The organism is Flavobacterium sp. B167r (assembly GCF_056824315.1).
Window position 1 is genome coordinate 2506825 of sequence record NZ_CP124859.1, and the last position, 22210, is coordinate 2529034.

Below are 22210 nucleotides of genomic sequence, written 5' to 3' on the forward strand. Positions count from 1 at the left end.
TTTAGGACTTTAGACTGTACAACTTTATGACTTATTCCAATAAATCAGGTCGTCTGTTTTTAGTATGTTCGTACGCCATATCTTCGCGCCATTTATCAATTTTAGCAAAATGTCCGCTGGTTAAAACTTCTGGCACTTTCCATCCTTTATAATCTGCAGGTCTTGTATAAATCGGACCTGATAATAAATTGTCCTGAAAGCTATCGGTTAGAGCTGAGGTCTCGTCGCTTAAAACACCTGGAATTAATCGGATTAACGCATCAGACAAAACCAAAGCGCCTAATTCTCCTCCAGATAAAACATAATCGCCAATTGAAATTTCTTTCGTAATAAAATGATCTCTAACTCTTTGATCGACACCTTTATAATGTCCGCATAAAATAATGATGTTTTCATACATTGACATTTTATTGGCCATTTTTTGGTCTAAAGTTTCGCCATCTGGCGACATGTAAATGATTTCGTCATATTCACGCTGACTTTTCAAATGCGTAATACAATCATCAATTGGCTGAATCGTCATTACCATTCCTGCGCCTCCTCCGAAAGGATAATCATCTACACTTTTTTGTCTGTTGGTGCTATAATCTCGTAGGTTATGAAAATGCACTTCCACCAAACCTTTGTCAATGGCACGTTTCATAATTGAGGCCTCAAACGGACTTCTTAATAATTCAGGTAAAAGTGTAATAATATCAATTCGCATCTTTATTCGATAATTTTTCTTGTCTGCAAAGATACAAATAAAGCCATTGAGTCTTTTCGTAATAATTATATAACATAGATATTAAATTATGTAAAGTTATATAGTTTAACTTTATTTATTATTACAGTGTTAATAATCAGTTAAATAGCAATCAAAATCCGAACATAAATTCAATACTTAGTTATGAAAAAAGCAATATTAATTCCTGCTGTACTTGCGTTCTTTATGTCTTGTGCAAGTACCAATTCAGCGACCGTCGCTGCAGGAGAAACCAAAACAAAAGTGCTTAAAACTTTAGGGAGTCCAATAAGAACCTTGGACAATAAAGAGAATGGAGAAATTCTTGTTTATGCAGATCAAGTGTTTGTTAAAGATGGATCTCAAACTGCAGAGTCAAATTACTGGAACTACAACTATGTATATATAAGTAAAGAAGGCAAAGTCACCTCAACAAGACAAGAAAAACAGAATTATCCGCCACAAGCTATTGATTCTGTAAAAATGGAAGGACTGCATCTATTGACTTCTAAATAATTTTTTTTCTTTTATTTTTTAAACAATTCGTATTTTTAGATTTATTTAGAAATACGAATTGTTTGTTTAATGGCTTCAACAAAATCGTATCAAAACAAACTGCAGAAGCACTTCAAAATTTCACAGAAAACTTTAAGAATCAATTTTTATAATATATTTACTTTCTGAAATTTATTTATCATAAAAATGATTAGCAGAAGAAATTTTATCGTAACCACAGGTTTGGTCACTACAGCAGTTTTGGCTTCACCATCATTTGCACTTTCTATGAATAAAAAAGAAATAGGTTTACAATTGTATACGCTTCGTGAAGAACTTCCGAAAGATGTAAAAGGAACTTTAGAAAAAGTAGCTAAAGCGGGCTATACAACAGTTGAGACATACGGTTTTTCGACTAAAGATCAATTTTGGGGATTAACACCTCATGAATTGAAAAAGATTTTGGATGAAAATGGCTTGAAGGCAGTCAGCGGACATTACAATTTAGGAAGCTTTTTATATGACGGAAATACAACAGAATTAATTGCTTCGATTGAAGCAGCGAAAATTCTAAAAAGCGAATTTCTAACCGTTCCGTGGATCGATGAACCCTTTAGAAGAAATATAGAAGATTATAAAAAGATTGCGGCTCGTGTAAATGAAGCTGCAAAAATGTGTAAAAAAGCAGGTTTAAAACTGGCGTATCACAATCATGATTTTGAATTTCAGAAATACAATGGAGTTACGGGTTTTGAAATTTTATTAAAGGAAACGGATAAAGATTTGGTCTTTTTTGAATTGGATTTGTATTGGGTAATTCATTCAGGAAATGATCCTTTACAATTATTTAAAGAAAATCCTGAGCGTTTTAAAATGTGGCACGTAAAAGACAAGGATAAAAACAATAATGATTTAAATACTGAAGTTGGTTCTGGAACAATAGATTTTAAACCTTTATTTGCTGCAGCAAAACAATCGGGAATGATTCATTTTTTTGTGGAGCAGGAAAACAATTTTGCTTCCAATTCTTATGATTCCATCAAATCGAGTTGTGATTTTATTTCGAAAAACTTAATCTGGTAAATTCAATTTATGAAGAAATTTCTTTTGTTGTTATTGGTAATTCTTTGTTCTTGTGAATCAAATAAAAAAGAAAAATCAAATTCAAATCCGGAGCCAAAACAGGAGTTTAATTTAAAACTAGATCCATATTTTGTCGCTATCAAAAATAATGATGTTAAGCTTGGTGAGCCTGTTTTTGGTGATTGGCTTTATTCTCGCAATGAAAAAGGACAGACTTTTGAGAAGTTCATCAAAACAAAACATGTTATTCCAACCAAATAAGAAAACATCGTTTATTTGCAACCTATAGGAACGTTTAATTCGTTGCAGATCAAACAAATTGAATTAGTTCGTCAATATTTGGAAATATTTTTTCAGTTAGAAACCAGAGTTTTAAAGGGCGTCTCAAATGATATTATTCCGAACAATGCTAGAAGAATTGGCGATGTAGGACAGGAGCAATTTTTAGCGGGTTATATTTTAACTGATGTATTGAAGGAAGAAAAACCTGAAAAAGGTGTAGCTTTAATGGCAATAACAGAAAAGGATTTGTATCCAAAGCCAGAATGGAATTATGTTTTTGGATTAGCGTCTTATAGAGATAAAATTGCGGTAAGTTCCATGTACAGAATGCAAAAAGAAGCCGATTTTAATTTATGTTTAGAGCGATTATTGAAGATTTGTTCTCATGAAATCGGACATATGTTTGGGCTTCATCATTGTATTGATGCAAATTGTGTAATGAATGGAACAAATAGCATGATTGAAACCGATAAACATACATTGAGATTATGTTCAAATTGTCAGAGAAAATTAAATTCAGGTATAAAATACGACAATACAAAAAGATTAAAAGAACTAGAAAAATACTTTAAGGATAACAAATTAACCAACGGTGTTGAGTTAATGGAAAAAGACCTTAAAAGCATTCAATAAAATAAAAAAGATTATGAGTTTAGGAACAAGCAAAGAATTTATAAAAGGAGACGAAATCGAGTGGGAAGTAGTCGGCGAAGGAATCAAAAGAAAAATTTTAGCTTTTGATGAAAGAGTGATGCTCGTAAATGTACACTTTGAAAAGGGTGGAATAGGCACTTTACACGACCATTACCATTCGCAAGTTACATACATCGCAAGCGGAAAATTTGACGTAACGATTAGCGGCGTAACACAAACTTTAAAAGAAGGTGATAGCTTTTATATCCCGCCGCACGCTGTACATGGAGTTGTTTGTTTAGAAACAGGTATGCTGACAGATGTTTTTAGCCCTGCAAGAGAAGACTTTTTGAACTATTAAAACTTAAAAAAAATAACCATATAAGTGATATAAGAAATTTAAGTTTTCTGATACTTTAAATTCGTCAAGCTATTTTAAATGAACTTATATGACTTATATGGTTTATAAAAATCTTAAAAAATTATATTTTTTTTAAAGTTCTGCTAAAGATAAGAGTGGTATTTTTGCAACATGAATTTATCAAAAACTAATGTACTGTTTATGGCAGTTTGCACTGGTCTTATAGTTGCAAATCTTTATTACTGCCAGCCTTTGATTGTTTTAATTGCCAACGAATTTAAAATTCCTGAAGCCAGCGCCGGAACAATAACCTATCTAACTCAAGCTGGTTATGCCATCGGACTATTTTTTATGGTGCCGCTTGGCGATAAATTAGAACGAAAAAAGCAAATTTTAATGACCACTATTGCAACTGTAATTGCCTTATTAATTGCAGCAACAGCCAAAAGTTTTCTTGTTTTGCAAATTGCTTCATTGCTAATCGGAATTACGTCGATTGTACCTCAGCTTATTCTTCCTTTAGCCGCTTCTTTAAGTGCGCCCGAACAGCGAGGAAAAGTTGTAGGAACGATTATGAGCGGACTTTTAGTCGGAATTTTGCTTTCGCGAACTTTAAGCGGATTTATTGGTCAAGTTTTTGGTTGGAGATCAATGTTTTATATCGCAGCTGGAATTTGTCTTTTGATCTTTTTTGTAATGCAAAGTAAATTTCCGCAAAACAAACCGCAGTTTCAAGGAACTTATGGACAGTTAATCAAATCGCTTTTCACACTTATAAAAACACAGCCTGTTTTGCGTGAGGCAACAGCAATCAATGTTTTCAGTTTTGCTCAGTTTGGAGCTTTCTGGACGACAATGGTTTTATTGCTTTCTGGAGAACCTTTCCATTTTAATAGCGCAACAATCGGATTGTTTGGAATTGTTGGAGCGTCTGGAGCATTAGCAGCGCCTTTAGTTGGAAAACTGGGAGATAAAGGGAACTCGAGAATTGCAGTTGGTTATGGCTGTTTATTAATTTTAATCAGTTTTATAACATTCTATTTTGCTATTGAAAGCGTAGTCGGAATTGCAATCGGAATTGTCTTTATTGATATAGGAATTCAAGGAGTTCACATTTCAAACCAGACACGCGTTTATTCGTTATTGCCAGAAGCAAGAAACAGATTAAATACGGTATTTATGTCGCTTACCTTTTTAGGAACAGCCGCAGGATCTGCTTATGGTTTATTGCTATGGAAATTGGGCGGATGGCCAGCCGTAACAATCGGATGTATGGTTCTATCTTTAATTTCATTGACTATTTACGGACTTACTTATAAATCAAAATCTAAAAAAGCAAAAGCGCAAATTGATTAAAAAATTAATTTGTAAATTTGCGTTCAAATTAAAAATAACAACATGGAAAACGGAATATACGCTAAATTCAATACTAGCAAAGGTTCAATTTTAGTAAAATTGACACACGATTTGACACCGGGAACTGTAGGTAACTTTGTTGCTCTTGCAGAAGGAAATATGGAAAATAAAGTGAAGCCTCAAGGACAAAAATTCTATGACGGATTAACCTTCCATAGAGTAATTGCGGATTTCATGATTCAAGGTGGTTGTCCAAAAGGAACAGGAACTGGAGATCCAGGTTACAAATTTGATGATGAATTTCACCCAACTTTAAAACACGATCGTCCAGGAGTTTTATCTATGGCAAACTCTGGTCCTGGAAGTAACGGTTCTCAATTTTTTATCACTCACGTTCCAACTCCTTGGTTAGACGGAAAGCATAGTGTTTTTGGATATGTTGTTGAAGGACAAGATATCGTTGATGCTGTTGCTCAAGGTGATAACTTAGAGTCTGTAGAAATTATCAGAGTTGGAGAAGAAGCTGAAAAGTTTAATGCTATCGAATCTTTCATTGGTTTAAAAGGTGCTCGTCTAAAAAGAGAAGCGGCTTTAAAAGCTGATTCTGAAGCAAAAATGGAACAATTAGCTGCTGGTTTTGATAAAACTGAAAGCGGTTTACGTTATAAAATGATTCAAAAAGGAGAAGGAAAAAGAGCTGAAGCAGGAAAAACAGTTTCTGTTCACTACGAAGGTTCTTTAGAAAATGGAAAAGTTTTTGATTCTTCTTACCCACGTAAAAAACCAATCGAATTCAAATTAGGAATTGGACAAGTTATCGAAGGATGGGACGAAGGTATCGCTTTATTGCAAGTTGGAGACAAAGCTCGTTTTGTAATTCCATCTGATTTAGGATACGGACCATCTGGTGCTGGAGGAGTTATTCCTCCAAACGCAACTTTGATTTTTGACGTTGAATTAATGGACGTAAAATAAGACTTTAGAAGCAATTTAGTATTGTTATAAATAGAAATCCGATATGCCTCAGCATATCGGATTTTTTTATATTTACTAAAAAATAAAGCCAATGAAAAACATTTTAATCCTTGCGGGACTTGCATTATTTGTGGTTTCTTGCGGAACTCAAAAAACAACTGCAGTTGCTTCAACTCCAGTTACAGAAACTGCAAAAGTAGCATTGACACCTGAATTAGAAGCGGGTAAAAATTTATACGATAATAATTGTGCAAAATGTCACAAATTGTATGAACCAAAAAAGTTTACAAAGGAAGAATGGAAACCTATATTGGTAAGAATGGGTAAAAAGGCGAAGTTAGATGATACTCAGATGGCTTCGATTACGAATTACATCGATTCTCAGCTATAAAACGATAAAAAAGCATTTCATAATTGGGATGCTTTTTTTTTGGATGAGGTATAAAAAAAACACCGTCACAGAATGAGGTGTTTAAAAAATTTTATGAATGATGCTGTACTTCAGTATTATCGACTGCAACTATTTTTAAAGTTTTGATTCCGGCAGGAAGTTCCCAATCAACCTGATCATTTTCTTTAAAACCAATTATAGCAACGCTTAATGGTGCTAAAATTGAAATTTTTGATTGTTTTAAGTCTGCTGCTGAAGGCAAAACAATTTGAATTTTCATTTGTTTATTGGCTTTTACGTCTTCAATAGTAACAAACGAATTGATGCGAATAACCGAGTCTAATTCGCTTTCCTTGCTTATTACGGCGCGGTCTAATTCTTGCGAAAGCAAATTGGCTTCTTTTGTATTTGTTTCGTTTTTACTTTTTAAAATCAATTCTCTTAGAAATTGATAGTCTGCTTTACAGAAAGTAGGTATTGGTTTCATAATCGTATTCATTTATATTATTAAAAAATTATTTATTCATTATATACTGTTTCAAATCTTGAAAGGAATTTTAAACTGATAGAAAAGCGAAAATCATCTGAAAGAGCAATGCTTTTTCAAATAAAAAAACGAATTAAAAAATCTGATAAAAATCCTCCGTCAAAAAGAAGAAAAAATGAAGTAGACGGAGGCCTAAAAAATAAAGGCCTTATTATGCGAAATAATTACAGCAGGAAGAGGTTTTGCAACGCAAAACGACTTTGAAGAGGCTGTAAATGGTATTATATTTCCCATAAGGATGATTAAATTGATCTGCAAAGATAGTTAATATTTTTGAATTTAGTGAGGATTTACCTCCATTTAATGCCACAGCCCAAACTTGGCTTCTGTAGTTCTTTAAGACTTCTGTTGTAAATTAAAGCATCTATGGCGCCTCTAAGATCGCTTCCACTAAGAGGAATTCCGTTTCCTGGCCTAGAATCATCCAATTGTCCGCGATAGAATAATTTGTCTTGACTGTCAAATAAATAGAAATCAGGAGTACAAGCTGCTTGATAAGCTTTGGCCGTTTCCTGACTTTCATCGTACAGGTAAGGAAAATCAATTTTGTTTTCGATTGCAAATTCTGTCATTAATTCTGGACCATCTTGTGGATATTTTACAGCATCGTTGCTAGAAATAGCAATAACTCCAAGTCCTTGAACACGATAATCATTCGCAATCATTACAATTTCATTAATAACATGATGCACAAACGGACAATGGTTACAGATAAATAGTACCAAAGTACCTTTTGAACCCTTTAAATCTTCAAAAGAAAAAGTGTCATTAGAATTGGTGTCTTTTAAATAAAAATCAGGAGCAATAGTTCCTAATGGAAGCATTGTAGATTCTGTTCGTGCCATTTTATTTGAAATTTGATTTTCAAAAATAGCTTTAAAAATCTGTAAATAAAAGAGCACAAGAATAAAAAATATCCAAAGAAAGCAGTTAGTTGCGAGAATTTGCTTCTTTGGATACTCTTTTAAAATTTTATGAGTTTAAAAAAGCTAATAAATCTTCATTTAACTTTTCTCTGTCGGTATAAAAAAGTCCGTGTGGTGCACCTTCATATTCAATATAAGTATTGTTTGCTATAGATTTTGCCGCTTTTCTTGAAGTAAGATCAATAGGTACAATTTTATCGTCGTCTCCGTGAATAATCAAAGTTGGTACTTTTATAAAATCTACTTCATCCCTAAAATCGGTATATGAAAAAGATTCAGCACATTTTAAAGTAGCTCTTGGAGAAGCAGCAGAACATAGATTTCGATAATATTCTAATAAAGGCGTGCTTAAAGGTTTATTGATAATATTAACTCCAAAAAACGTTTTTCCAAAATTATCAATAAATGCGATTCTATCTTCTTTTATTGCCATAGCAGTATTATCGCTTTTTTCTTTCGGATGACCATCTGGATTGTCATGAGTTTTTAGAAGAAAAGGAATTATCGACGAGATCAAAGCGGCTTTGGTAACGCTTTTTCCTCCATGACGGCTAAAATAACGAACCACTTCGCCGCCACCCATTGAGAAACCAACAAGTGTTACATTTTCTAATTCTAATTGTTCGATAATTTCTTTAAGATCATCTGCCAAAGTATCATAATCATAACCATCCCAAGGCTGAGAAGATTTTCCGAAACCACGGCGATCGTAAGCAATAACGCGATAATTATTTTGTACTAAATGATCAATTTGATATTCCCACATTTCATTGGAAAGTGGCCAACCGTGAATTAAGATAACAGGTTTTCCTTGACCATAATCTTTAACGTACAGTCTTACATTTTGGGCAGTTTCTATATATTTATCAGTATGAATCTGTTTTAAATTAGATTCAAAATCTTTAATTGACATGCATGCATTTGGTTCTGTATGTTCCATGTTATATGTTTTTTGCGTGAGTTTAATTCTTTATTCAGGTAAAATTAGACTCTTAATCAAAGAAATAGGTTATAGAATTAGGTACATTAATTACAAAATTTATAGGTTTGTAAATCTAATACTTGAAAAATGGATTTAACTTGGAATGAATTTGAAAGAACTGACATGCGCGTCGGAACTATTATAGAAGTAAATGATTTTCCTGAAGCGAGAAAACCAGCCTTTCAGCTGACAATTGATTTTGGTTCGGAAATAGGAATTAGAAAATCATCAGCACAAATCACAAAAAGATATCAGAAAGAAGATTTAGTAAATCGTCAGATTGTAGCGGTTGTCAATTTCCCAAAAAAACAAATTGGAAAATTTATGAGTGAATGCCTTGTTTTAGGAGCTGTAGGCGAGGAGGGAGATGTAATTTTATTAGCTCCCGATTTTAAAATAGAAAATGGATTGCGAATTGGATAGTTTTTAGTCGCAGTATTCAGTCTCAGTTTCAGTCTCAGTTTCAGTCACAGTTTTACACTGAAAACTGCGACTGAAAACTTATTTTATTTTTTCAATAAACTGTTGCAAAATCAACTGTCCCTCTTCCCAATATTTCAAATCAGAATCAGAGTTGATGTGACCTTGTTCTCCGATATTTACAAAATTGCTTCCCCATTTTTCTGCGAAGTATTTTTTTCTTTCAAATAACGAATAAGGATCATTTTCGCTTGCTACAACAACCGATGGAAAAGGCAGTTGGTAAAGAGGCATTGGCGAAAAATTTCTAATGCATTCGGGTGTGTGTTCTGGCGAATCTACATCCGCAGGAGCGACCAAAAAGGCACCAATAATATTGGGATTGCTATATTTTCCTGCCCAATGCAAAACCAATGAAACAGCTAAACTATGCGCTACTAAAATAGTTGGTTTATCTAATTTTAAAATGTTCTCGTTTAGTCTCTCAAGCCATTCTTCTCGAATTGGCTCATCCCAATTGTCTTGTACAACACGAATAGAATTTTCGAATTTTTTATGCCAAAAAGTTTGCCAGTGTTTTTCTCCAGAATCTCCAAGTCCTGGTATAATTAATAGTTGTGTCTCCATTGCCGTGGAATTTTATTTAGGGATTATTTTTTACGTTCTTTTAAAATTCGGTTTACTTCATTAACCAAAAGCGGAAAACCAGGTTCTGTCATTCCGTGGCCGTAACCGTCTAATTCGTATAACTTAGTTTGCGTATGTCCAACCAATTTCATCATTCTAGCCATGTATGCGTTTTCTTCGTAACGTCCCAACATTTCTAATTCGCGATCTCCAGTAATTAATAATAAAGGCGGAGCATCGGCACGAACGTGGTACAAAGGAGCGAATTCATCAACTGTTGGCTGTTTTTTAGGAATTCCGTTTTCTCTTCTAATTTCGAAATGCGTAATGCATTGACTGCTAAACGGAATAAGTCCAGCAATTTGATTCGCATCAATGTTTTCTTTTTGGAGCCATTTTTTGTCTAAACCAATCATCAGACCTAAATATGCTCCCGCAGAATGTCCAGAAACAAAAATCTGGGTTTTATCGCCTCCATAATTGGTAATATGGTTAAAAGCCCATGCAACGGCTGCAGCAGCATCTTCAATACATTTGACAGCTTTAACTTTTGGTGACAATCTGTAGTTTACTCCAATAATGGCAAAACCTTTATTTTTTAAAGCTTCAGGAATTTCTTTATTTCCGCCAGTTAATCCGCCGCCGTGAAACCAAACGATTGTAGCAAATCCAGTTTTGTTTTTTGGATAGTAAATGTCTAAAACACATCTTTCGCTAATATACTTATCTGATTTATTTGCAGCAGCATTATAATATTGAATATTATTTTTCGTTTCATATTCTATATTCTGTGCAGAAGTAGAAATTCCGAAAAAGATGAAACTGAAAAGAAGAATTAATTTTTTCATTAGAAGTAAAATGTAATTTGTGAAATGTTAGAAGTGAGTTGAAGAAATATGAATTGCAAATCTCAAATTTTTACAAATCACATCTCACAAACATAAATATATAAAAAAAGTCCAAAATGCAGAACAAATTGGACTTCTATTTATATCGATGATTTTGATTAAATATCATCAAAATCAATATCTGTAAAACTAGATCTCTCAGATTTTTCAGAACTGTATTCTTTCTTAAAATCTTTTTGGTGTCTTTCAGAAATTACTTCTTCGCCCTTGTGGTTCAGAACATAAGAAGTCATTTCTTCTAATATTTCGGCGAAAGCACTAAAATCTTCTTTATATAAGTAAATTTTGTGTTTTTTGAAGTGAAAAGAACCATCTTCCTCAGTAAATTTTTTGCTTTCGGTAATAGTAATGTAATAATCATCAGCTTTGGTTGCTCTCACATCAAAGAAATAAGTTCTTCTTCCTGCGCGTAATACTTTAGAAAAAATCTCTTCTTTTTCTAACATGTCATTTTCTCTCATAATACGTTCTATCATTTTTGGAATTAATAGTACTCAAAAATCATAAAAAATTATCTATTACGCAACAATTAAAGTAATTCTTTTTCCGAAAGTTGTTTTAAATATAACGCCGAATAATATCCTTCTTGATTTATTAATTGATTATGAGAGCCTTGTTGAATTATCCTACCATCTTCTAGGATAATAATTTTGTCTGCATTCTTTGCAGATGAAACGCGATGACTTACAATTATGGTTGTTTTATTTTTAGAAATTTCAAATAAATTATTCAAAATCAACTCTTCAGTTTCGGTATCAACCGCAGAAAGACAGTCGTCAAAAAGTAAGAATGCGGGATTTTTTATAATTGCTCTTGCAATAGAAACACGCTGTTTTTGTCCGCCCGAAAGTGTAATTCCTCTTTCTCCTAAAATGGTGTCATATTGTTTATTAAAAGCAATAATATTGTCATGAACAACAGCATTTTTTGCAGCTTCAATTACCTCTTCATCTGTTGCATTTTGATTTCCGAATTTGATATTATTTTTAATCGTATCTGAAAACAAGAAAGCATCTTGAGGAACAATTCCGATATTATTTCGAAGATCATTTAAATTTAAAGTACTGATTTCGTTTTTATCAATTTTGACTTCGCCTTCTGTTGTATCATACAGTCTCGAGATTAAAGAAAGAATAGTCGATTTTCCAGAACCTGTTTTTCCTAAAATGGCTAATGTTTCTCCTTTTTTTACTGTGAAAGAAACATTTTTTAACGCTTCAATATTGGTGTCTTTATAAGTAAAAGAAACATTTTCGAAAGCAATATTTCCTTGAATGTCTGATGAGTTTTCGTTGTTGTTTTTAATTTCAGGTTCAATTTTCAAAAATTCGTTCAAACGCTTTTGCGAAGCTTCTGCTTCCTGGACCATCGAAGAAACCCATCCTAAAGAAGCAACTGGCCAAGTTAGCATGTTTACATATAATATAAATTCGGCAATGGTTCCAATGTTTGAAATAGTTCCATTAATGTACATAACGCCTCCGAAATAAATCACAACCAAATTACTGATTCCAATAAGCGCAATCATTAAAGGGCCAAATAAAGATTGAACTCTTGCAAGGCTTAAACTTTTGCGTTTGCTTTCTTCAGCCAAATCAACCATGTTATTTTGATGCTGATTTTCTAATGAATACGCTTTGATAACGCGAATTCCAGAAAAGATTTCCTGAGTAAAACTTGATACTTTAGAAAGATATTGCTGAAAAGTCGTACTTCGTTTGTTGATTTCAGAACTTAGTTTAAAAATACAATAAGAAAGAATTGGCAACGGTAGTATAGTGTATAAGGTAAGTAACGGCGATACATTATACATATATATAATAACGATTGCAAAACGAATAAATGTATTAATAGTATACATTACCGCTGGACCTACATACATTCGAACTTTAGAAACGTCTTCGCTAATACGATTCATCAAGTCACCGGTACGGTTTTGTTTGTAAAAAGTCTGAGAAAGATTCTCGTATTGTCTGAAAACTTCATTTTTTAAATCAAACTCTATATGACGCGACATAACAATTAAAGTCTGGCGCATTAAAAATGTCAAAAATCCAGCAACAATCGTAGTTCCTATGATAAGTAGCACATTATGAATGAGATCCTGACGAAAAGTGGAGATTATTGCTTCAGAATTTTGGTCCGCTATTGAAAGTTTATCAAAATTTTCAATAGCATTTAAAGACTTACTGATAAGCTTTGGAGTAAATAAAGAAAATATTTGTGCGATTATGGTGATTAAAATACCTAGCGAAAAACTATATTTATATTTAACGAAATATTTATTTAAATAGCTTAATTCTTTCATTTTTTTAAGAAATCTGATATTGAATTGATTTGTATTTAAGAATTATTATTAAATAAAATTATAATAATTTGCGATTTAATCAAAACAATTATATTGTAAAATTGTTATTTTAAAGATAAAAAATTAGCACATGTGTATTTTTTAATTATGTTTGAGAAGTCTTTTTGACGAATTCATAATTTAACCTAATTAATACTAGCGCTATGGATGCAACTTTCGCAACTGGAAAGGAACTTCAAAAAATGGATCCTGTTTTTGGTCAATTATCTTTTGACGATCACGAACAAATTGTATTTTGCAATGACAAAGATACAGGTTTAAAAGCAATTATTGGTATTCATAATTCAGTTATGGGACCAGCTTTGGGAGGAACCAGAATGTGGAATTACAACACAGAATGGGAGGCTTTAAATGATGTTTTACGTCTTTCAAGAGGTATGACTTTTAAATCAGCTATTACTGGACTGAATATTGGTGGTGGTAAAGCGGTTATTATTGGTGATGCTAAAACGCAAAAAACACCTGAATTAATGCGTAAGTTCGGAGAGTTTGTTCACTCTTTAAGCGGAAGATATATTACTGCAGAAGATGTCGGAATGGAAACTAAAGACATGGATACAGTAAGAGACGTAACGCCTTACGTTACTGGTATTTCTGAAGAAAGAGGTGGTTCTGGAAACCCTTCTCCTGTAACAGCTTACGGTGTTTATTTAGGTATGAAAGCTGCTGCTAAAAGTCAGTTTGGTTCTGATGTTTTAGATGGTAAAAAAGTTTTGGTACAAGGAATTGGTCACGTGGGTGAAACTTTGGTTGAATATTTAACTAAAGAAGGAGCACAGGTAACTATTTCTGATATTAACGAAGAAAAATTATACCAAGTTGCTTCAAAATACAATGCAACAATTTATACTGGTGAAGATTTGTATACTGCAGATGTTGATATCTACGCGCCATGTGCGATGGGAGCAACAATCAACGATAATACAGTAGATAAAATTAAGGCTAAAGTGATTGCTGGTGCTGCCAACAATCAATTAGCTGATGAAAATGTTCACGGTGCAAGATTACAAGAAAGAGGAATTTTGTATGCTCCAGATTTCTTAATCAACGCAGGTGGAATTATCAATGTTTACGCTGAATTAGCTAACTACGGTAAAGCTGAAATCATGACTAAAACAGAGAATATTTATAATACAACTTTAGAAATTATTGATTTCGCTGCTAAAAACGGAATCACAACGCATAAAGCGGCTCTAACTATTGCTCAAAATCGTATTGATCAAAGAAGAATCGAGAACGCTGCTAAATAATTTTTTTAGTTTAAAGTCTCAGTCTCAGTTTTCAGATCTACTTGAAGCTGGGACTTTTTTTTTAGTGTGCAGTCACAGTCGCAGTTCTCAGTATTTGCGAAAACGGAGAACTGCGACTGTGACTGAATACTGTGACTAAAAACCGCGATTGCGACTAAAAAAATGAATTAAACGGAAAACTGCGACTAAAAACTGTCACTTTTTTACGAAATAATTTTAAAATACGCATCAAAAGTTTTACTTTTGCAGACTAATTTTTAAATGTTCTTACACGGTGGTAAATAGAAGACACATACGCGTTAAAGTAATGCAATCCATTTATGCAATGCATCAAAGCGGTTCTGATAACATGGAAAAAGAGGAGAAATTCCTTTTTTACAGCATTGATAATATTCAGGACTTATACCTTATAATGCTTTCTTCATTGATAGAAATTTGTAAAAAAGAATCTGTTTTTTTACATCTGTCAAGTAAAAAACACCTTGCTACTGCAGCAGAACGTAACCCGAACGAAAAATTTATCAAGAACAAAATTTTTCAACTTCTTGCCGAAAGCAATTCTCTTAGCATCGCTTTAGAAAATCGTAAAATCAATAATTGGTCTTTAAACGACGATTATATTATTTTGCTTTTAAATGATGTGAAAGCTAGCGATTTGTACAAAAAATACATGAGCAACAATACAAATACATTTGAAGAAGACAGACAATTTGTAATTGATTTGTTTGAAAATGTTATTGTTCCAAATGAAAAATTATACGAATATTTAGAAGACGATAAATTGACTTGGGTTGATGATATTCCGGTTGTAAATACTCATATTGTAAAACAATTGAAAGCAATCAAAACTGAAGATTCAGACGATTTTAGAGTGCCTAAATTGTATAAAGACGTTGAAGATAAAGATTTTGCAAAAGATTTGTTTAGAAGAACGATTTTAAATGAAACGGCTTTTGCAAAAGAATATGAAGATAAAACACCAAATTGGGATAGCGATCGTATTGCTGAAATCGATACTATTATCTTAAAAATGGCAATTTGCGAGTTTGTAAAATTCCCTTCAATTCCAGTAAAAGTAACTCTTAACGAATATTTAGAAATTGCAAAAGAGTATTCTACACCAAAAAGTAGTATTTTTATCAACGGAATTTTAGATAATCTTGTTAAAGAACTGACTGCCAATAAAAAGATGGTAAAAGTTGGAAGAGGGTTAATGTAAGATATTTAAATATCAATTTTTTTGAATTCCAAATACCAATAACTTTGTCACTCTGAGCGGAGTCGAAGAGCAAAAAAGAATATTAAATATAAATCAAAAACAAATTTAAATTATGGGACAATTAACTCAATTTGCGCCATTTCTTCTAATGTTCGTGGTAATCTATTTCTTCATGATTAGACCACAACAAAAAAGAGCTAAAAACGAAAAAGAATTTGAAAGCAGCCTTAAAGTAGGTGACAAAATAGTAACAAAAAGTGGTTTCCACGGTAAAGTTGTTGAATTAGCAGAAACTACTGTTGTAATTGAAACAATGTCAGGAAAATTAAAATTAGAGCGTTCTGCAATTTCTTTGGAAATGAGCGCGGCTTTGAATAAAAAGGCTTAAGTTTTTAAAATTCCAATAAAAATTTAAAATCCCAAATTCCAATTTTACAACTTGGAGTTTGGGATTTTTTCTATTTTATATTTGACTTAAAGCTTAATGACAAATTAATAGTATGAAATCTCTCGTTCAAAGTAGCTTCCTGTACCATTGTCATTTATAATTTTTTTAATTATCCAATTTCCGTATCCATCATATTCATATTGATATTTTGTTACAGATTCATATTTTTTTGTTTTGTAAAGAGATTTTATAATATCATTATGATTATTGTATTCGATATCATCTGAGGATTTTTCTTCTTCTTGAAATCTTCGCTCCACAAAAGCGCTATTAATGCGATTATTGTTTTTGTCATATTGATGATATTCTTCTCGATATATTTTTTCGTCAATATCTTTATAAATGGTCTCTAAGATATTGTTGTTTTTGTCTTTTTTAATTAATTCATAATGATTAACTACATACTTTTTTGTGATGGTGTCCAATGTAAAGTCTGTCATTAGAATTGGATTTTTATCGTATATATAAACCTGTAAAGAACTTTGAAAGCCTGCTGAGTTTTTATTTACTATATATTCTGCTTTTTCTAGTCTGCTTTGCTTGTCATATTCATATGTAGTAGTGGAAAAAATAGTGTTTCTGTCTGTATAACGAACTTCTGATAAAAGTTGATTTTTTTTATTATATTCATTTTTAGATCTTAAAACAAACTTGAGTTCAGGTGATAAATTAGATATGCTGTAAGTTTCTTTTAAATTTCCAGAAGGATCAAAATTCTCAATGTGATCCTGACCAAAACCGGTTAAACTTATTCGATCCCCTTTTGAATAGCTTATAAGGGAATTATTTAGATTGTATTCAATTTGTTTTGTGGATTTTATATGTCTTTTTTCTGTTTTTTCTTGTGAGTTGCAACCCGCTAAAAAAATTAAAAATAAAAGACTAAAGAGGTATTTTTTTTCATTTCACTCGTGTTGATTTAAAATTATGATAATCAGGTTTTTTGTTTTTAAATAAAGATTAAAATTCTATGTTATTGTTTTTTTCTTACAACATAAGTAACAAATGAGAAAAATAATGTAAAGACACCAAGTACTAAAGTTGGTAACCACAAACTTGAAAAATCGTTTATTTGTGCATCGCTACTATCATCAGGACTGTACATGATTTCAATTTGTTCACCAATATTATAGGCAGGAGAATTTCCTTTGCCGGCGTTTGATTTTATATTTACTAACTGTCCTGTTTTATCTTTAAATTCAAATTCAGGATAATAAAAGGTTGTTCTTTTTGTACGCTTTTTTTCTCTCTTTTCTTCAATTTTTTTTTGTAAAACCTACAATTTTACCAGTAGTAAAAACTGCTCTTTGGATTTTAGCATATCTGTAATAAGTGACATACAAGGTTATTGCTAAAAAAACGATACTTATTATTAGAAGTATTCTTGCGGCTTTACTTTTTTCTCTTTTCATTGTATTATTATTTGGTTTTAGGTTTATGATTATTTTTTATTTAGTCTATGTATTTTACAAGTATTATTAGCTTGAAGTGGCTGTAAATTCTCTTTTAAATTTTATAAAGGAAAGATTATATGGGTATTTTAGATAATAATTCTTTATCGGGAATAATGCTTTTGAAGATATGTCAAGCATTTGTTCTACGAGCAAATTGTATTCTTGCTACTTAAATAGATTTGTTTTCTATATTATCTCAAAAAAAAGACTATTATAAGTATTACGAGATGTAAAGTTTATTGGAACTTGATAATGAGCTTCTTTGTTAAATATTTCACTCTCAAAATCCCGATAATTGTATCCGTATTTTCTTGTTTCATGAAAATTGCTATGTATTAATTGGCGATCATTATAAAAATTATTTTTTTCTATATTGAACATATACTAAGAAAAGGCTTGTTATTTTTTGAACGCAAATGTAGGATTTTGTTTTCAAAGAAAACTAGTGTTTGGTTTGAATTTGATAATAATTTTATAAAAAAAAACCTTTGTCAAAGTTTAAAACTTTGACAAAGGTTTTCATATAGCTTGGAATTTGGAATTTTTGAAAAAACTACCTGTATTTATCATTCAACCCAAAATTCGCTAAAATCATCGGAAGCACTTTTTCAATTCTCGAGAGCTTCGTTTTTTCCTGTTTTGCCGATTCAATATATTCTAAAAACTCATATTGTTTATAAGGAGAAAATTTTGCGAAAGCTTCTTTTAAAGCAGGATTTTGAGCCATTTCTTTTTCTAAAAGCTCAGAAACAATCGCTTCTTTTTTAGAAGGTTTAATTACTTTTCCCTGTTTTTCGTTTTCAATTGCTTCGTAAATATATTCTAAAACGTCCTTTTCATTTACTTCTTCTTTCGAAGTAAAACGCCATTGTCTCAAAGATTTTGTAACTTCTTCTTGAGCATTTATGAGTTTCTTTTTTTCGTCTTTTAAGAAAACGCCATTAAAAAACCATATTGCAAAATAATCTTTAAATCCGCCAAGGCCAACTACGTTTTTCTTTTCACAAACATAAACTGGACCGCCCCATTTTGTGGTTTCTGCCAGTTCGGTTTTGTCAAGAATCGATTTTAGAAAAAGTAATTCCTCTTCCCATTTATCGCCATATTTCCAAATGCCTTTATTTTCGGATTTTGTTTCCAATTATTTGCCTTTTTTAGATTCTGCTGCATCAAAAACACCAGGAATCGCAGTTAATTCAGCAATTTTCACAATAACATCAGTTGCTTTTTGGATGCTTTCTGCTGGAACATATTCGTATTTTCCGTGGAAATTATGTCCGCCCGCAAAAATGTTCGGACAAGGTAATCCCATAAACGATAATTGAGAACCGTCAGTTCCGCCGCGAATTGGTTTAATGATCGGTTTGATGTTTAATTCTCTCATTGCTTTTTCAGCAATATCTACAATATATTTTACAGGAAGAACCTTTTCTTTCATATTGTAATATTGATCTTTAACTTCAGCAGTTACAATATCTTCACCGAATTTCTTCGCGAATTTTTTATTGAATTGTTTCGCCAATTTATGGATCAATTCTTTTCTTTTTTCGAATTTCTTTCTGTTGTGATCACGAATAATCAATTCTAAAACAGTTTCTTCGATATTTCCTTTTATGTGATGTACGTGAAAGAAACCTTCGTAACCTCTTGTTTCCTGCGGAGTTTCGCCTTTCGGAAGTTCGTTGATGAAATCATTTGCTAAAAGCATTGAATTGATCATTTTTCCTTTTGCATAACCGGGGTGAACGCTTTTTCCTTTAAAAGTAATTTTAGCTCCAGCGGCATTGAAATTTTCATATTCTAATTCACCAATCTGACTTCCGTCCATTGTATATGCCCATTGTGCCCCGAATTTTTCAACATCAAAATGATGTGCTCCACGTCCGATTTCTTCATCAGGAGTAAAACCAATTCTAATTTTTCCGTGTTTGATTTCTGGATGCTGAATTAGATATTCCATTGCCGAAACAATTTCTGTAATTCCAGCTTTATCATCAGCACCTAAAAGAGTCGTTCCGTCAGTTGTGATGATCGTTTGACCTTTATAAAGCAATAAATCTTTAAAGTAATCTGGAGATAAAATAATATTTTTCTCGGCATTCAAAACGATATCTTTTCCGTCGTAATTTTCAATAATCTGAGGTTTGACATTGGCTCCGCTAAAATCTGGAGAAGTATCAAAGTGAGAAACAAAACCAATTGTTGGAACTTCATGATCAACATTGCTAGGAAGCGTTGCCATGATATAGGCTTTGTCATCAATAGTTACATCTTCTAAGCCGATTGCTTTCAGTTCGTCAACTAATTTATTAGCAAGATTCCATTGTTTTTGCGTACTTGGAGTTGTTTGTGAATTTGGATCCGATTCCGTATCAATCGTTACATAACTGATAAAGCGATCTATGATATGTTGCATTTTTTTGAATTTTTAGCAAATATAGAAAATTTTTTCTGGGTGAAAATTTAGCTTTCAATATCTGAATTAATAAAAAAGGGATTCTAAATTGAATCCCTTTTTGGTATTTTTAATTTGTTATTTACTTTTTACGCATCTAAAACCAACGTGGTTAGCCGCAGATCTGATTTCTCCTTTTCCTCTTGTTCCCACCATATATCGAGTACAATATTGATCAGTACATAGAAAAGAACCGCCACGATGTACGCGTTTTATTTCAGAAGGATCGTTAGGATCATAATAAGCATCTGGCCCCTGCGGATTTTTTGTTACTTTTCCGCTTTCCGCTAATGATTTGTAATACTCTACACTGTACCAATCGTGTACCCATTCCCAAACATTTCCAGCAATATCGTACAAACCGTAAGCATTTGGAGCAAATTGTTTTGTTGGAGCAATTCCTTTAAATCCGTCTTCTCCTGTATCTCCATCTTTTATTGGAAAATGTCCTTGATAAATATTAGCCTGAAATTTTCCTTTAGGTTTTAAATCATTTCCCCAAGCATAAAGATTTCCAGTTTTACCGCCTCTTGCTGCAAATTCCCATTCTGCTTCAGTTGGAAGTCTTTTTCCAGCCCATTTTGCATAAGCTTCAGCATCTTCGTAAACAACATGAACAACAGGATATTTTTCTTTTCCTATAATGGTGCTTTGCGGACCTTCAGGATGTCTCCAATCTGCACCTGGTTCGTAACGCCACCATTGCAAGAAATTATTCAAATTTACTGCTGAAGGTGTAGGAGTGAAGACCACAGAACCTGTTATTAAATCTTCCTCATTTGCTGTAGGAAATTCTTCTTTAGTTGGTTTTTGCTCTGCAACCGTAACATAACCAGTTGCTTTTACAAATTTTTCGAATTCTTCGTTGGTTACTTCAGTTTCATCCATATAATAACCGTCAACATAAACTCTATGAATCGGAGCTGCGTCTTTTGTAACTCCTTTTATACTGCACAGACTTTCGTCTTCAACATTTGTTCCCATTGAGAATTCTCCGCCAGGAATCCAAACCATTCCTTTTGGTACTTTTGCATTTGGCTTGAATTTGTTTTCGACAGTCGGCTTGAATTCAGATTCTAGGTTACTAGGTGTTTCATGACATTCAGCAATTGTTTTTTCTTCTTTATTATTTGTAAATCTAGTATAACTGTAAGCAATTGAAATGATGGATAATGTGAGAAGCACAAAGATCCAAAAGGTTTTCTTTTTCATGGTTTATTATTTGAGCTTATATGGTTTTTAATAGCAGGGATAAATTTAGATAAAATAATTTTATAATTATATTAGTTTTATAGAATTAATAAACATTACTTGTCTTCTTCAACAAAAACAACTTCATATTTGTCTTTTCCATCTACTTGGACAGGTTGGTAATACGTTTCTCCAAATTTGATGTATTTTACATCTCCAATAGTAACTTCTTCGCCACCTTCAGGTAAATTTTCTACGATTGTTCCAGCCGTAGGGGCTACAACTTTGTAGTTATTTCCGTCTTTTTCGTAATAAGTTCCTCCGTAATAATAATTATTGACAGTTCCCGTATTGACGGTTTGTGCTCCACTCGGAATATTGTTTACCGTACCGCCAACTGGTGCAGGTACAGCGGTATAACCTCCGCTTGACGGCGCATACCAAACGCCTTGATCATAATGATATTGAGTGCTTTCTACGCTCACAACAATTGCTGTAACAGCCAAAGTTGCAACGAAAAAGCCCCAAGGATGCCAAACTGGTCCCCAATAAAAAGGTCTATACGGATGGTAATAATATGGATGATAGCCATAATATCGGTATCCGCCATATCTGTAAGGAGGACGTGTGTAAATTACTGTATTTCTTCTTACTACAGTATTTCGGTTATTGTTGATGGTGATATCTCGGCTTCTGTCAACATTGATGTTGTTTCTGTTTACAGTATTACCGTTATTTCTGTTGCCAGTATTATTTCGATTGACTGTATTATTCCTGTTTCCAGAGTTGTTTCTATTTACAGTATTATTTCTGTTGGAATTGTTTGCAGGTCTGGTTACTTGAGTTCCAGAATTGTTTGCTCCAGGTCTCGTTGTCGCTGGCCTTGTGTTACTAGGTCTAGTTACATTTGGTCTGGATTGCGTAGCAGGTCTTGCTTGTCTAGTATGAGTTGCTCCACCGCCACGAGTTCCGCCACCGCGAACTCCACCGCCATGACGTTGCGCTAAACTATCAATTGAAATAAAGAAAAGAGTTCCAATTAAGAATATTAAAAGCGCTGGACTTTTTATTATTTTGGCTATGTTTTTCATATTCAATAATTTATGTGATTTAAA

The 22210-nt window shown here is 32.6% G+C and carries 25 protein-coding genes; 12 read left to right on the forward strand and 13 right to left on the reverse strand.

Going from position 1 to position 22210, the window contains the following annotated elements:
* Positions 1–31: 31 nt before the first annotated feature.
* Entirely contained in the window at positions 32–706 is a 675-nt protein-coding gene (gene trmD / locus QLQ96_RS11075) for a tRNA (guanosine(37)-N1)-methyltransferase TrmD (RefSeq protein WP_482496715.1), read from the reverse strand.
* A 183-nt stretch (positions 707–889) separates the two neighbouring features.
* On the opposite strand from trmD, the gene QLQ96_RS11080 reads away from it, so the two are divergent.
* The 8 genes from QLQ96_RS11080 (at position 890) to QLQ96_RS11115 (ending at position 6300) form a co-directional block, all read left to right on the forward strand.
* Positions 890–1240, forward strand: coding sequence for a hypothetical protein (locus QLQ96_RS11080; protein WP_482496716.1), 351 nt, complete (start codon positions 890–892; stop codon positions 1238–1240).
* A 186-nt stretch (positions 1241–1426) separates the two neighbouring features.
* Entirely contained in the window at positions 1427–2302 is an 876-nt protein-coding gene (locus QLQ96_RS11085; RefSeq protein WP_482496717.1) for a sugar phosphate isomerase/epimerase family protein, read from the forward strand.
* Between the two features lie 9 nt (positions 2303–2311).
* Positions 2312–2563: a hypothetical protein gene (locus QLQ96_RS11090; protein ID WP_482496718.1), complete on the forward strand. Its 252-nt coding sequence runs from the start codon at positions 2312–2314 to the stop codon at positions 2561–2563.
* 15 nt (positions 2564–2578) lie between these two features.
* Positions 2579–3217 (forward strand): archaemetzincin family Zn-dependent metalloprotease, encoded by a 639-nt coding sequence (locus QLQ96_RS11095; protein ID WP_482496719.1) that lies wholly within the window; start codon positions 2579–2581, stop codon positions 3215–3217.
* A 10-nt stretch (positions 3218–3227) separates the two neighbouring features.
* Entirely contained in the window at positions 3228–3578 is a 351-nt protein-coding gene (locus QLQ96_RS11100) for a cupin domain-containing protein (protein ID WP_379699114.1), read from the forward strand.
* Positions 3579–3779: 201 nt separating this feature from the next.
* Positions 3780–4934, forward strand: a complete 1155-nt coding sequence (locus tag QLQ96_RS11105) for an MFS transporter (RefSeq protein ID WP_482496720.1) — start codon at positions 3780–3782, stop codon at positions 4932–4934.
* A gap of 42 nt (positions 4935–4976) precedes the next feature.
* Positions 4977–5909, forward strand: coding sequence for a peptidylprolyl isomerase (locus tag QLQ96_RS11110; protein WP_482496721.1), 933 nt, complete (start codon positions 4977–4979; stop codon positions 5907–5909).
* A 91-nt stretch (positions 5910–6000) separates the two neighbouring features.
* Positions 6001–6300: a c-type cytochrome gene (locus QLQ96_RS11115; RefSeq protein WP_482496722.1), complete on the forward strand. Its 300-nt coding sequence runs from the start codon at positions 6001–6003 to the stop codon at positions 6298–6300.
* Between the two features lie 91 nt (positions 6301–6391).
* Here QLQ96_RS11115 and QLQ96_RS11120 read toward each other — a convergent pair whose 3' ends face one another.
* From QLQ96_RS11120 to QLQ96_RS11130, 3 genes are all read right to left on the reverse strand, one after another.
* The gene (locus tag QLQ96_RS11120) at positions 6392–6787 is read right to left on the reverse strand and encodes a GreA/GreB family elongation factor (RefSeq protein ID WP_379698900.1); all 396 of its coding nucleotides are present in this window, start codon (positions 6785–6787) and stop codon (positions 6392–6394) included.
* Positions 6788–7137: 350 nt separating this feature from the next.
* Positions 7138–7692, reverse strand: a complete 555-nt coding sequence (locus QLQ96_RS11125; RefSeq protein ID WP_482496723.1) for a thioredoxin family protein — start codon at positions 7690–7692, stop codon at positions 7138–7140.
* A gap of 127 nt (positions 7693–7819) precedes the next feature.
* Complete coding sequence (locus QLQ96_RS11130) at positions 7820–8713, reverse strand: alpha/beta fold hydrolase (protein WP_482496724.1); 894 nt, start codon at positions 8711–8713, stop codon at positions 7820–7822.
* Between the two features lie 129 nt (positions 8714–8842).
* On the opposite strand from QLQ96_RS11130, the gene QLQ96_RS11135 reads away from it, so the two are divergent.
* Complete coding sequence (locus QLQ96_RS11135) at positions 8843–9178, forward strand: tRNA-binding protein (protein WP_306157015.1); 336 nt, start codon at positions 8843–8845, stop codon at positions 9176–9178.
* A gap of 78 nt (positions 9179–9256) precedes the next feature.
* Here the strand turns inward: QLQ96_RS11135 and QLQ96_RS11140 are convergent, their stop codons facing one another.
* The 4 genes from QLQ96_RS11140 to QLQ96_RS11155 form a co-directional block, all read right to left on the reverse strand.
* On the reverse strand, positions 9257–9802 hold the full coding sequence (locus QLQ96_RS11140) for an RBBP9/YdeN family alpha/beta hydrolase (protein ID WP_482496725.1): 546 nt from the start codon (positions 9800–9802) through the stop codon (positions 9257–9259).
* A gap of 23 nt (positions 9803–9825) precedes the next feature.
* A complete protein-coding gene (locus tag QLQ96_RS11145) occupies positions 9826–10650 on the reverse strand; it encodes an alpha/beta hydrolase (RefSeq protein ID WP_482496726.1) in 825 nt (274 codons plus the stop codon).
* Between the two features lie 158 nt (positions 10651–10808).
* Entirely contained in the window at positions 10809–11171 is a 363-nt protein-coding gene (locus QLQ96_RS11150; protein ID WP_379699116.1) for a PUR family DNA/RNA-binding protein, read from the reverse strand.
* Positions 11172–11239: 68 nt separating this feature from the next.
* On the reverse strand, positions 11240–13018 hold the full coding sequence (locus QLQ96_RS11155) for an ABC transporter ATP-binding protein (RefSeq protein WP_482496727.1): 1779 nt from the start codon (positions 13016–13018) through the stop codon (positions 11240–11242).
* Between the two features lie 203 nt (positions 13019–13221).
* Between QLQ96_RS11155 and QLQ96_RS11160 the strand changes: the two genes are divergently transcribed.
* The 3 genes from QLQ96_RS11160 to yajC all read left to right on the forward strand — a co-directional run bounded on the left by QLQ96_RS11160 (position 13222) and on the right by yajC (position 15935).
* Entirely contained in the window at positions 13222–14328 is a 1107-nt protein-coding gene (locus QLQ96_RS11160; RefSeq protein ID WP_482496728.1) for a Glu/Leu/Phe/Val family dehydrogenase, read from the forward strand.
* Positions 14329–14635: 307 nt separating this feature from the next.
* The gene (nusB, locus tag QLQ96_RS11165; protein WP_482496954.1) at positions 14636–15547 is read left to right on the forward strand and encodes a transcription antitermination factor NusB; all 912 of its coding nucleotides are present in this window, start codon (positions 14636–14638) and stop codon (positions 15545–15547) included.
* Positions 15548–15659: 112 nt separating this feature from the next.
* The gene (gene yajC / locus QLQ96_RS11170) at positions 15660–15935 is read left to right on the forward strand and encodes a preprotein translocase subunit YajC (protein WP_482496729.1); all 276 of its coding nucleotides are present in this window, start codon (positions 15660–15662) and stop codon (positions 15933–15935) included.
* Positions 15936–16039: 104 nt separating this feature from the next.
* On the opposite strand, the gene QLQ96_RS11175 is transcribed toward yajC, so the two are convergent.
* The 5 genes from QLQ96_RS11175 to QLQ96_RS11195 form a co-directional block, all read right to left on the reverse strand.
* Complete coding sequence (locus QLQ96_RS11175) at positions 16040–16435, reverse strand: hypothetical protein (RefSeq protein ID WP_482496730.1); 396 nt, start codon at positions 16433–16435, stop codon at positions 16040–16042.
* Positions 16436–18002: 1567 nt separating this feature from the next.
* On the reverse strand, positions 18003–18590 hold the full coding sequence (locus QLQ96_RS11180) for a YdeI/OmpD-associated family protein (RefSeq protein WP_482496731.1): 588 nt from the start codon (positions 18588–18590) through the stop codon (positions 18003–18005).
* Entirely contained in the window at positions 18591–19865 is a 1275-nt protein-coding gene (gene pepT / locus QLQ96_RS11185) for a peptidase T (RefSeq protein ID WP_482496732.1), read from the reverse strand.
* A gap of 117 nt (positions 19866–19982) precedes the next feature.
* The gene (locus QLQ96_RS11190) at positions 19983–21116 is read right to left on the reverse strand and encodes a formylglycine-generating enzyme family protein (RefSeq protein WP_482496733.1); all 1134 of its coding nucleotides are present in this window, start codon (positions 21114–21116) and stop codon (positions 19983–19985) included.
* Positions 21117–21211: 95 nt separating this feature from the next.
* Positions 21212–22186 carry a DUF6515 family protein gene (locus QLQ96_RS11195; protein ID WP_482496734.1) on the reverse strand — a complete coding sequence of 325 codons (975 nt, stop codon included), beginning with the start codon at positions 22184–22186 and terminating at the stop codon, positions 21212–21214.
* Between the last annotated feature and the right edge of the window lie 24 nt (positions 22187–22210).

Excerpts from the sequence above, each read along its gene's own strand:
- trmD (WP_482496715.1), bottom strand. The coding sequence starts at position 706 with ATGCGAATTGATATTATTACACTTTTACCTGAATTATTAAGAAGTCCG.
- QLQ96_RS11080 (WP_482496716.1), top strand. The coding sequence starts at position 890 with ATGAAAAAAGCAATATTAATTCCTGCTGTACTTGCGTTCTTTATGTCT.
- QLQ96_RS11085 (WP_482496717.1), top strand. The coding sequence starts at position 1,427 with ATGATTAGCAGAAGAAATTTTATCGTAACCACAGGTTTGGTCACTACA.
- QLQ96_RS11090 (WP_482496718.1), top strand. The coding sequence starts at position 2,312 with ATGAAGAAATTTCTTTTGTTGTTATTGGTAATTCTTTGTTCTTGTGAA.
- QLQ96_RS11105 (WP_482496720.1), top strand. The coding sequence starts at position 3,780 with ATGGCAGTTTGCACTGGTCTTATAGTTGCAAATCTTTATTACTGCCAG.
- QLQ96_RS11110 (WP_482496721.1), top strand. The coding sequence starts at position 4,977 with ATGGAAAACGGAATATACGCTAAATTCAATACTAGCAAAGGTTCAATT.
- QLQ96_RS11115 (WP_482496722.1), top strand. The coding sequence starts at position 6,001 with ATGAAAAACATTTTAATCCTTGCGGGACTTGCATTATTTGTGGTTTCT.
- QLQ96_RS11120 (WP_379698900.1), bottom strand. The coding sequence starts at position 6,787 with ATGAAACCAATACCTACTTTCTGTAAAGCAGACTATCAATTTCTAAGA.
- QLQ96_RS11125 (WP_482496723.1), bottom strand. The coding sequence starts at position 7,692 with ATGGCACGAACAGAATCTACAATGCTTCCATTAGGAACTATTGCTCCT.
- QLQ96_RS11130 (WP_482496724.1), bottom strand. The coding sequence starts at position 8,713 with ATGGAACATACAGAACCAAATGCATGCATGTCAATTAAAGATTTTGAA.
- QLQ96_RS11135 (WP_306157015.1), top strand. The coding sequence starts at position 8,843 with ATGGATTTAACTTGGAATGAATTTGAAAGAACTGACATGCGCGTCGGA.
- QLQ96_RS11140 (WP_482496725.1), bottom strand. The coding sequence starts at position 9,802 with ATGGAGACACAACTATTAATTATACCAGGACTTGGAGATTCTGGAGAA.
- QLQ96_RS11145 (WP_482496726.1), bottom strand. The coding sequence starts at position 10,650 with ATGAAAAAATTAATTCTTCTTTTCAGTTTCATCTTTTTCGGAATTTCT.
- QLQ96_RS11150 (WP_379699116.1), bottom strand. The coding sequence starts at position 11,171 with ATGAGAGAAAATGACATGTTAGAAAAAGAAGAGATTTTTTCTAAAGTA.
- QLQ96_RS11155 (WP_482496727.1), bottom strand. The coding sequence starts at position 13,018 with ATGAAAGAATTAAGCTATTTAAATAAATATTTCGTTAAATATAAATAT.
- QLQ96_RS11160 (WP_482496728.1), top strand. The coding sequence starts at position 13,222 with ATGGATGCAACTTTCGCAACTGGAAAGGAACTTCAAAAAATGGATCCT.
- nusB (WP_482496954.1), top strand. The coding sequence starts at position 14,636 with ATGCAATCCATTTATGCAATGCATCAAAGCGGTTCTGATAACATGGAA.
- yajC (WP_482496729.1), top strand. The coding sequence starts at position 15,660 with ATGGGACAATTAACTCAATTTGCGCCATTTCTTCTAATGTTCGTGGTA.
- QLQ96_RS11175 (WP_482496730.1), bottom strand. The coding sequence starts at position 16,435 with ATGACAGACTTTACATTGGACACCATCACAAAAAAGTATGTAGTTAAT.
- pepT (WP_482496732.1), bottom strand. The coding sequence starts at position 19,865 with ATGCAACATATCATAGATCGCTTTATCAGTTATGTAACGATTGATACG.
- QLQ96_RS11190 (WP_482496733.1), bottom strand. The coding sequence starts at position 21,116 with ATGAAAAAGAAAACCTTTTGGATCTTTGTGCTTCTCACATTATCCATC.
- QLQ96_RS11195 (WP_482496734.1), bottom strand. The coding sequence starts at position 22,186 with ATGAAAAACATAGCCAAAATAATAAAAAGTCCAGCGCTTTTAATATTC.